This window comes from Streptomyces sp. NPDC054849 (genome assembly GCF_053610945.1).
Genome location: NZ_JBSGZI010000170.1, coordinates 1 through 8,601, shown reverse-complemented (window position 1 = coordinate 8,601; position 8,601 = coordinate 1). Strand labels below are relative to the sequence as shown.

Sequence of the window (8,601 nt, the reverse complement as noted above, 5' to 3'; positions counted from 1 at the left end):
GGAGCCGAGGGGTCAGAGGTACTGGGCGAAGTCGTCCAGGGTGCGCAGGACCTCCGACTCGGGGGGCGTGGCGCCCGCGGCCGAGCTCGACGCGTACGACCAGGCGCGTCAGGACGAGGAGGAAACGGAGTTCCGGCGCACGGTCGCGTGAGTCGACAGTCTCAGCGCCGAGGAGCTCGAGGCCATACAGAAGCAGAACGCGGCTACGGCCGCGGCCGCGGCCGCGGCAGGAAGCCTGCGCGCCGAGCCGACCGCGATCGCCTCCCGGGCCTGCCCCGGGCCGTGAGCCGTCAGCAGAACATCGGGGCAGTCGAAACCGGCGCGCCGGGCAGGGGGCATGGCGCCGCCACGTGGCACGAGGGAGCCGGGGCCCTGTCGGCCGACCTCCGCGACAGGCGGGCCCGCCGGACCGCGACCGCCGACCTGCAGACCGCTCCACCGGCCGCGCGGCCCGCCGGGGAACGCCCCGCGGCCGCCGCTGCTGAAGTGACGGACTTCAAGCCGTGGGGTGCCGGGCTGCGCCTGGTGTGCGCGTGTGGCGCCGTCCACGCGCCGACTGTGCCCGTGGTCGACGTTGGCGGCGCGCACGTCGGCACTGGCGCGGAGCCCGGCCGCCTTCAGCATGCCGTTGATCATCCAGTCGGCGTTCACCAGGGGACCTGCGGGTTGTACCGGCTTGCACGACGCGGCGCGGTCAGCGCGCTGCCGATGAGGTTGACCTCGATCACACGCCGCCATACCTCGGGATCGCATTCCAGCAGCGGTCCTCCGAGGGCCACACCCGCGTTGGCGACGACCACGGAAGGCTCACCCAGGGTGTCCCGCACGTCTTCGGCGGCCACGGCGAGCGCGTCCGCGTCTGTCACGTCGACCGTCCGGTGGGCCGCAGGGCCGGGCAGCCGTGCTGCCAGTCTCCTGAGCCGTTCCCCCTCCAGGCCGAGCAGGGCCACCCGGGCGCCGCCCTCGGCCAGGGCGTACGCCAGATCTGCGCCGAGCCCCCGGGCGGCGGGTAACCACAGCGACACGCCCCTCCAGGGGACCTGAGCCGGTCCGGTACCGCCGTGAGCGGGTCCTCATATCGGGCATCTGCCCGACCCCCTCACCTCTACACGGCTCGCGGGACGGCGTCGTGGCAGTGCGCGTGTCTCGGCTCGGGCCGGGTATGCGCGCCTGGGCCGCAGGCAGGCCGGCCGGGTCGTCGAGGGACCGCGGGCAGCCGCACATCCTGGACAGGAGAGCGCTGAAGTCAGCAGTACCGCTTACGGCACGTCAGTGGCCGGCGTGTTTCGACAGCTCCGAATGTCCGAACTGCAGGGCGTCCGACACCGTCACGGCGGTCAGGGCTTCGGTCACCACGCGGGTGGCCTGCGGCCAGACGACCCGGTGAAGGTGGCCACGATCCACACGCTCAGGCAGAACGGGCAACTGATCAGCTCACCCATTGTTTTCCGGCCCGGTTCATCGCGCGGGGTCTCGTTGAGCTCTGCCGGAGCGCCGGCACAGTCCACCTCGGTGAACGGGGCGCGCAGCGGACGCGTCACCGTGGCCTTGCCGATAAGGCGGCTGAGCCGGAAAGAGGCCGTCGCGGTGAGCAGAAGACCCCAGGGGCCGGGGGAGACAGGTCCACGGCGTCCGCTCCAGTACCGCAGGAGGGTCCAGCCCGCCGTGTATCCGGCGAACGCGACCATCGCGCGCAGGTGCCCGCTGTGGGACTGCAGCCCTTGGAACGTTCCCATCGAACCGCCTCCTGCCCGGGGTAATCGTCACGTCGTGGACCGGCACCACTTCGGATGCCCGGACTCGCCAGGACCTGCGAACCCTGGAGGGGGCTCCCGGCTGCTCCGGTACTTGGTTTGCCCCTGCTGCCGACGGCGGCTCCGGGCTCCGTGGTGCGTCGGGTAAGCCTCGTCAGCGGTTTCCCAGCGGCGTTCGGGGGCAGCGGCCGATAGAGCGCGGCATTCGAAGGACGAAGGAGCAGGCGATGAGCGAGCACAGTCCTGATGCGTCGCGTAGGGCCTACACGAGGGCGCAGGACCCCGAGGAACCCGGGGCTCACTCCGGGGCGGAAAGCCAGGCACGGGAGCGGGTGATCCCGGGGACGGCAAGCGCCAGTGAGGGCTACCACCAGGCTGGTACCGGCGAAGGCGATCCCCTGTCAGGCGTCCGGGCGGAGCAGTCGGACACCACCGACGACCCACGGGAGACAGGTCCCGCGAGCGGGAATCCTGCTTCGGCCGTAGCCGTCAGCCCCGAACAGGTCCGCATGCTGCTTGACCCCGCTGGGCAAGACAGCTGCCTGGTGCTGATCGAAGGGCGCACCGAGGTCGTCCCAGCCGCGCAGGTCGCAACGGATCGCTACAAAGGGGCCGTCGAGGTCGCCACCGGCCGTGATATGGCTGACCTGGTGGGCTCCACCGCGGTCACCGAGGAGGACGTGAGTGCTCTGGCAGCACGGTTGCAGGCCATGGTCGCCCAACTGGGTGCTTAAAAGCAGCCGAGCCGTCCACCTCGGCGTAGGAGACCCGGCGCCGGCAACTTCGCGAGTCGACGTCTGCGTCCGCTTCCCTGGCGGCTCCGCCAGAGGGGCAGAGGAGAGACGCATGGCCCACAACGAACGTTCCCACTGTGCTGAACGCCCTGAAGGACGTCGATTTCCCGGCCGGCAAGAAGCAACTGGTGGACGCTGCCCACCGGTCCGACTCCTCCGAGGAGGGACTCAGGCGTTCCGCGGGATCCCGCCCGAGCAGTACACGAACCGCGAGGACGTGGCCAGGTCGGTCCGGGTGGGCCCGACTCCGATCTCGGGCACACCACCGCGCAGCAAGGTGAACAGGCGCGCCAGGGCAGCAAGCCGGGCCTGTCGCAACACCTGCGGGACGCCCCCCAAACGCCCGTCCAAGAAGAGTTGGACGAGTGAGGGAGTTCGGCGATTCATCCACCGAGGACTGAGCCCCAGCCAAACCTCTCACGCCACTGAACGGTGTGCCGGGCCCGCGCTGGCGGGAAGCCGCCTGACGCAGGGGGCCTCCTCATGGATGTCGGCAGCCGAGCTTGGCCTCTCGGAGCAGGGGCGCTCTGCCGGGTCGGGACGGTCGCTCCCTGCCCGGCCGCCGCGGTAAGGCACGCCTCGAGATGTACACCGCGTCCCTCACGACCGCAAAGGCTCTGCACTCATCCTCGCCTCGCAGAGGCCATCGCCACCGTCTGGGGCTGCCACCTAAAGGTTCGACAGTCTCCCTCACTCATGCCCGAGGGGCAGCGGCGGGCTACTGCTGCCCCTCCATGGCCGCGTTCCGAGGTTAGGCGCCGGCGGGCGTCACTCCGCGGCGAAGGCGGCCGGGGGTCGTGCCCAGCCGTTGACGCAGCAGTGTGGTGAGGGTGGAGGCGTTTTCGTATCCGACGCGGCGTGCGATGGTCTCCGTGGGGAGGTCAGTGGTGCGCAGCAGGTGGGCGGCTTGTTCGAGCCGGATGCTCTGGGCGAAGCGAAGGGGTGAGATGCCCAGTACCTTGTCGACGGCCCGTTGGAGGGTCCGTTCGCTTGCCCCGACCGCTCGTGCGGCTTCGGCCATTCTCAGCGGTTGGTCGATGTGTGCGCGCACCCATCGCTCGAAGGCGCTGACGGTGGGGTCGGTGCGGGCGAGGTGGCTCGTGATGGCGTAACCGGCCTGGGCGGGACGGTGGTCGACCACGAGGTATCGGGCCGTCAGATCCGCGAGGGCCGGGCTGGTCTCGCGCACCAGGGCCAGGGCGAGATCGAGGTGCGCCATGGCGGCTCCGGCCGTGGTCACACCAGGGGCATGGGCCAGCATGTGGCTCTCGTCCAAGGTCACCTGAGGGTACGTCTGCCGGAATGCCGGTGCCAGCCACCAGCTGGTGGTGGCGGCCAGCCCGTCCAGCACGCCCGCCTCGGCGAGGAGGAACGTACTGGTGCAGGCCGCCGCCAGGGGAACGCCCCCGGCCCGGGCCCGCCGCAGCGCCTCGCGTTCGGGTTCGCGTTGCGGAGCGGCCACCCAGTCCAGCAGTGGTCCAGGCTGTTTCGGACCGGCTCCCGGCACGAGAAGGAGATCGGGCCTTGGGGCCTCTTCGACGGCCTGAGCCTCGATCACGTGTCCGCACGCCGTACGGACGGCACCCTGCCCGCTGACGCGGATCAGCTCCCAGCGCGGCGGGGGATGCGGCAATTCCTCCCGCAGCTCATTGGCCATCTGCAGAACGTCGAAGACCGTGGCCAGCCCGGAGTCGAAGAGGCCGTCCATCACCAATACCGAAACCCTCATGTCGGAAACGGTAAAGCATCCGGCGGATCCGCCACTGCCTGCACTCCCCCGGCCCCTCATACGGTGATCACATCGCACAACGGCGCGACATCACACCCCCAGCCACCACACAAGAGGAGCACTCCATGACCAACGCCCTTGTCCCCGACACCGCCCGCATCGGCCTGCTCGCCCGCATCGAAGCCAAACCGGAGTACGTCCGCGAGGTCGAGGACCTGCTCACCGGCGCCCTTGCCCTGGCCCGGGAAGAGACCGGTACCACCCTCTGGTTCGCACTGCGCCTGGGTTCCACCACATTCGGCATCTTCGATGCCTTCGGCACAGAGGAGGACCGCACCACGCACCTCCAGGGCAAGATCGCGGCGGCGCTCATGGACAACGCTCCGAAGGTGCTCGCGGAGGCCCCCGAGATTCTGCCCGTCGAGGTTTTGGCCGCGAAGCTCTCCTAGCCCGTCGACTCCGACCAGGAAGACAGGTCCCGGACCTTCCCCAGCGAACCGCCCCGCACGCAGAGGGAAGCCGTCCGCGCCGTACTTCACACCACCCGCCAGCACCGTCAGGGCACCGATCAGCAGACGCCGCTGGCGGGAGAGCCCGCGCAGCTATGTCGACAGCGGGGCGCCAGCGGCGTTCCCGCGCGCCTGCGTCGGCCTGATGGACCACCCATGTCGCCGACCAGCTCGTACGCCGCACCCTCGGCCCGGCCGCCGTCCTCACCGAACGCAACTGACCATCCGACTCCCCGCTGCTCACCGAAGGGGTCAGCCGACTGTCGAGAACAGGTCAGGCAGCCGTAGCCGTGTACTGGAGGGCTTCGTTGACCGCCGCGTGCGGGGAGGGCTGCGCCATCAACACGCACAGCGTGTACACGGCATCGTCCACGGCCCGCCGGGCGCCGTGGTCGCCTGGCGCAGCGCTCAGGCGGAGCCGGGCGTCGAAGAACCGAGTTAGTGCCCGATCGGCGTCCTCACGGGTCGGCATCAAAACCGGCCCCGACCTCCGAGACTCCCCATGCGGCCGGCGACCGGCCCGCACGGCATTGTCCAGGGCCTGCTCGATGTCAGCCGGCACGGGGGTGCCGCGGGATCCGGCGACCATCGCCTGCGCCACCTCGATCTCCGTCAGGCCCGCCCGCGCGGCTGCGGCGGACAGAACCTGCTCGGCCAGCCGAGCGGGGCCGGGAAGCGTCGCCATCAGCATGCCCACGGCCCACGAGCGCGCCGGCTCCGGCGTGATCCCGGCCTGCGGAACAGCGGCCTCCTCGGAGTGAGGAGAAGACAGAAGATCGACGCTCATGAAGATCACACTCCTACGAAAACGCGGCCCCGCGGCACGCTCCTGTGCATCATGTGCCCCCTGAAGCCCGTGCAATGCACACGCAAATGCAGCCCTTCTGCTCTGAGGCATAGCGGGCTGGTCCTGGCCGCCCCTGTCTGGGTCTGTCCGCGAGCCTCGTACCGGTTGGACGTTCGTCACGATGACGGCTATACGGGTGCCGCTACGCCCCGTCGGTCCGTGAGGAGAACGCATTGATCAGCGTGGAAACCGAGCAGTGCGAAAACACGATTCTGATCAGCACGGCCGGAGACCTCGACGAAACGGCGGCCCCTGTGCTCCAGCAGCCGGCTGCCGACCCACGCGGCGCAGGGCGGATTCATCCCGCGGCACATGCGTCCTGAGGCAGGTGCCGGTCCACCCTGGGTCCGCTACCCAGACGTTCGGCCCGCCGGTCGTTATTGAGGAAACAATCCCTCTGGCCCTGGACGTCGGATCGTTTCTCCAGGCAGAGGTCGCTGGTCGGTGGTTCGGCAACGCGCGATGGACGTGGTCGGTGTCCCGTCACCGGGCTACGGACGAACAGTCACATTCGTAAGGAGCACGGGTGCCTACCGGGCCCTGGGGCATCGCGACCGGCCCTGCGGCCGACACCTCTGGGTCCACCGTTCAAGAGTAATCGTCCAGCCAGCGGCTACCGGTGCTTCAGCGCGCCGCGCACCAACCCCTCGCCATACCGGGCCAGGATGGGGCCCCGTAGGTCCGGAGCCTTCGGGTGACGGGAGCAGAACATTGATCAACGTGGACGTCCAGCACTGCGGCAGCTCGGTTCTGATCAGCGCCACCGGGGAGCTCGACGAGGGTGCGGGGGAAGTGCTCCAGCGGGCGCTGGACCACGTGACCATGGACGAGCGCGATCTCCTGGTGGACCTGCACGCCGTCGTGGCCATGGATGTCGAGGGCCTGCTCCACCTCCTGAACCTGCACCGGCGCGCAGAGCGCATGCGCCTACGGGTCCTGGTCACCGGCTGGCAGCCCCAGCCCCAGCAGGGCATGGCCGCCGTGGCCGGCATCCCCGGGCCCAGAACGGCCACCGGGGAGCGTTACGCCCTGGCAGGATTCCGCCGGCTCCTCGAGGAGAAGGCGCAGCGCAGACGGGAGCGCTCGGACTTTGCCGACGGCCGGCTGCCCCGCGGCTAGCCACGCGCTGGTGTCGCTGAGGCTTGGCAGGGAGCAGCGTCTCCGCGGGTGCGAAGAGTGCTTCAGGGGGAAGGGTCCCACTCTTCGGGCCCGGCGCCTCTCCATTCCACGAAGTCGGGGTCGTTGAGATCCACGTCCTCGGCGTTCTCCAGCCCGGCGGCGGCGAGGAAGACCCGGATGTCGGCCGGGCGGTGCGCAACGCCGATGGCGACACCGTCGTAGCGGACCCGGCGCCATCCCTGCTCGTCGGGCGGGTAGACGATCAGCTTGGCGGACATGGGCCCAGCCTCTTCCCCCCCTCGGCTGGAGATCGGGGATGCGTCGTGCCTGAAGCTGTACGGCAGCCGCCTGGCGGGGGAGCACGCCACTCGGCGAGTGTGAGCGTGGCGACCGGCGGGGGGGGCGCGGCCAGAGGGGGTGCAGCTTGCCGGCTTGTTAGGTGTTTAGCGAATCTGCTAAATATTGGCTATGGCAGATTTTCAGGACGAGGCGGGGGCTTTTCGCGCCCTTGCCGACCCGACCAGGCGCCAGATCCTCGAAGACCTTAGAGGCGGTGAACTGGCGGCCGGTGAGATCGCGAGCAGGTTTCCCATCAGTGCGCCATCCATCTCCCGGCATCTCGGCGTGCTCAAAAGTGCGGGATTGGTCACCGAGCGCCGGGACGGCAACCGGATCCTTTACACACTGGTCGCGGATCGCCTGGCGACCTGCGTCGGGCGGTTCCTCAGCGCCGTGTGTCCCGAGCAGATAGTCCTGCGTCACAACCGCCGCCCCGCGGCAGAGAACGAGGAGTCATGAGGCAACCACGTCTGTCCAGCGTCGTGGAACGGCGGCTGCTGGTGAACTACCGGGTCGCCCCGGATGCCGCGGCACGTCTGCTCCCCGGCCCGCTGCGCCCGCAACTGGTGCGCGGCCACGCTGTTGCGGGTATCTGCCTGCTGCGAGTCGGCGGTGTGCGGCCCACATGGGCACCCAGAATGCTGGGCCTGCGAAGCGAGAACGCGGCATACCGGATCGCCGTCGAATGGGACGGACCTGACGGCGTGGAGAGCGGCGTCTACATCCCGCGCCGCGACACCGCGTCACGCATCACTGCCTGGGCCGGCGGGCGCGTGTTCCCCGGCGAACACGGCCTCGCCGATTTCGACGTCCACGAAACACCCGACCGGATGCGTATCGCGCTGGCCACGCGGGACGGCCACACACGGGTGGATGTCACCGTTGAGCCGGCCGACGAACTGCGAGGCAGCGACCTCTTCGCCGATCTCGCCGAGGCCTCCCGTTTCTTCCAAGACGGCGCAAAGGGCTTCTCAGCCACCCCATCCGGCCGCTCCCTGAACGGCGTGCAACTGCACACCGACGCCTGGCACGTGGAACCCGTCCAGGTCCGCGCCGCCACATCCTCCTTCTTCGACGACCCGGACCGCTTCCCACCCGGGAGCGCAACCCTGGACAGCGCCTTGGTGATGCGGAACGTCCCTGCCGATTGGCAACCCCTCGCCGCCATGGCCGTCAAGACAGGCGCTCAACTCGCCAGCTGAAGCGCTCCTTACCTTGTTGGCGGGTTGATTCCGGTCCTTCGTACGATCGGGAGACCCGGGAGCCTGGGTGTGGCTTTAGAGGTCCTAACAGAAGCTGTTGATCATGTGACTTTCGGTTCGGATGGTCGTTGGTCTGGCCGTGGGGAAACGTCAGTCGCGGCCATGGATCGTGTCGGATGAACTGTGGTCGCTCATCGAGCCGTTGCTGCCTGAGCCGGCGGCCAAGCAGGTGGAGGGGCGCCCTCGGGTGCCGGACCGGCAGGCCCTGTGCGGGATCCTGTTCGTGCTGCATACCGGGATCCAGTGGG

The 8,601-nt window shown here is 69.5% G+C and carries 12 protein-coding genes; 7 read left to right on the top strand and 5 right to left on the bottom strand.

From position 1 onward, the window contains the following. Window positions 1-647: 647 nt before the first annotated feature. On the bottom strand, window positions 648-1,025 hold the full coding sequence (locus ACWGIF_RS37230) for an SDR family oxidoreductase (RefSeq protein ID WP_453504207.1): 378 nt from the start codon (window positions 1,023-1,025) through the stop codon (window positions 648-650). A gap of 324 nt (window positions 1,026-1,349) precedes the next feature. Further along, window positions 1,350-1,736 carry a DUF1360 domain-containing protein gene (locus ACWGIF_RS37225; RefSeq protein WP_453504206.1) on the bottom strand — a complete coding sequence of 129 codons (387 nt, stop codon included), beginning with the start codon at window positions 1,734-1,736 and terminating at the stop codon, window positions 1,350-1,352. Window positions 1,737-1,981: 245 nt separating this feature from the next. Between ACWGIF_RS37225 and ACWGIF_RS37220 the strand changes: the two genes are divergently transcribed. Together ACWGIF_RS37220 and ACWGIF_RS37215 are read left to right on the top strand one after the other, a co-directional pair. Further along, entirely contained in the window at window positions 1,982-2,488 is a 507-nt protein-coding gene (locus ACWGIF_RS37220) for a hypothetical protein (RefSeq protein ID WP_453504204.1), read from the top strand. Between the two features lie 137 nt (window positions 2,489-2,625). Beyond that, the gene (locus ACWGIF_RS37215; RefSeq protein WP_453504202.1) at window positions 2,626-2,829 is read left to right on the top strand and encodes a DUF2795 domain-containing protein; all 204 of its coding nucleotides are present in this window, start codon (window positions 2,626-2,628) and stop codon (window positions 2,827-2,829) included. A 470-nt stretch (window positions 2,830-3,299) separates the two neighbouring features. On the opposite strand, the gene ACWGIF_RS37210 is transcribed toward ACWGIF_RS37215, so the two are convergent. Beyond that, window positions 3,300-4,277: a GlxA family transcriptional regulator gene (locus ACWGIF_RS37210; protein ID WP_453504201.1), complete on the bottom strand. Its 978-nt coding sequence runs from the start codon at window positions 4,275-4,277 to the stop codon at window positions 3,300-3,302. A 125-nt stretch (window positions 4,278-4,402) separates the two neighbouring features. On the opposite strand from ACWGIF_RS37210, the gene ACWGIF_RS37205 reads away from it, so the two are divergent. After that, window positions 4,403-4,726: a putative quinol monooxygenase gene (locus tag ACWGIF_RS37205; protein WP_453504199.1), complete on the top strand. Its 324-nt coding sequence runs from the start codon at window positions 4,403-4,405 to the stop codon at window positions 4,724-4,726. A 334-nt stretch (window positions 4,727-5,060) separates the two neighbouring features. Here the strand turns inward: ACWGIF_RS37205 and ACWGIF_RS37200 are convergent, their stop codons facing one another. Further along, window positions 5,061-5,573, bottom strand: coding sequence for a DUF5133 domain-containing protein (locus tag ACWGIF_RS37200; RefSeq protein ID WP_453504209.1), 513 nt, complete (start codon window positions 5,571-5,573; stop codon window positions 5,061-5,063). Window positions 5,574-6,353: 780 nt separating this feature from the next. Here ACWGIF_RS37200 and ACWGIF_RS37195 point away from each other — a divergent pair. Next, on the top strand, window positions 6,354-6,752 hold the full coding sequence (locus tag ACWGIF_RS37195; protein ID WP_453504197.1) for an STAS domain-containing protein: 399 nt from the start codon (window positions 6,354-6,356) through the stop codon (window positions 6,750-6,752). Window positions 6,753-6,814: 62 nt separating this feature from the next. On the opposite strand, the gene ACWGIF_RS37190 is transcribed toward ACWGIF_RS37195, so the two are convergent. Further along, window positions 6,815-7,030: a hypothetical protein gene (locus ACWGIF_RS37190; RefSeq protein ID WP_453504195.1), complete on the bottom strand. Its 216-nt coding sequence runs from the start codon at window positions 7,028-7,030 to the stop codon at window positions 6,815-6,817. A gap of 190 nt (window positions 7,031-7,220) precedes the next feature. On the opposite strand from ACWGIF_RS37190, the gene ACWGIF_RS37185 reads away from it, so the two are divergent. The 3 genes from ACWGIF_RS37185 to ACWGIF_RS37175 all read left to right on the top strand — a co-directional run. Beyond that, a complete protein-coding gene (locus ACWGIF_RS37185; protein WP_453504193.1) occupies window positions 7,221-7,550 on the top strand; it encodes a metalloregulator ArsR/SmtB family transcription factor in 330 nt (109 codons plus the stop codon). Then, window positions 7,547-8,293, top strand: a complete 747-nt coding sequence (locus ACWGIF_RS37180; protein ID WP_453504192.1) for a DUF2071 domain-containing protein — start codon at window positions 7,547-7,549, stop codon at window positions 8,291-8,293. Before ACWGIF_RS37185 ends, ACWGIF_RS37180 begins: the two co-directional genes overlap by 4 nt. 121 nt (window positions 8,294-8,414) lie before the next feature. Continuing rightward, a partial coding sequence (locus ACWGIF_RS37175; protein WP_453504191.1) for a transposase occupies window positions 8,415-8,601 on the top strand: 187 nt, incomplete at its 3' end.

What these genes read in the sequence shown, in the direction of transcription:
- ACWGIF_RS37220 (WP_453504204.1), top strand. Translation starts at nt 1,982, where the DNA reads ATGAGCGAGCACAGTCCTGATGCGTCGCGTAGGGCCTACACGAGGGCG.
- ACWGIF_RS37200 (WP_453504209.1), bottom strand. Translation starts at nt 5,573, where the DNA reads ATGAGCGTCGATCTTCTGTCTTCTCCTCACTCCGAGGAGGCCGCTGTT.
- ACWGIF_RS37185 (WP_453504193.1), top strand. Translation starts at nt 7,221, where the DNA reads ATGGCAGATTTTCAGGACGAGGCGGGGGCTTTTCGCGCCCTTGCCGAC.
- ACWGIF_RS37210 (WP_453504201.1), bottom strand. Translation starts at nt 4,277, where the DNA reads ATGAGGGTTTCGGTATTGGTGATGGACGGCCTCTTCGACTCCGGGCTG.
- ACWGIF_RS37205 (WP_453504199.1), top strand. Translation starts at nt 4,403, where the DNA reads ATGACCAACGCCCTTGTCCCCGACACCGCCCGCATCGGCCTGCTCGCC.
- ACWGIF_RS37190 (WP_453504195.1), bottom strand. Translation starts at nt 7,030, where the DNA reads ATGTCCGCCAAGCTGATCGTCTACCCGCCCGACGAGCAGGGATGGCGC.
- ACWGIF_RS37225 (WP_453504206.1), bottom strand. Translation starts at nt 1,736, where the DNA reads ATGGGAACGTTCCAAGGGCTGCAGTCCCACAGCGGGCACCTGCGCGCG.
- ACWGIF_RS37180 (WP_453504192.1), top strand. Translation starts at nt 7,547, where the DNA reads ATGAGGCAACCACGTCTGTCCAGCGTCGTGGAACGGCGGCTGCTGGTG.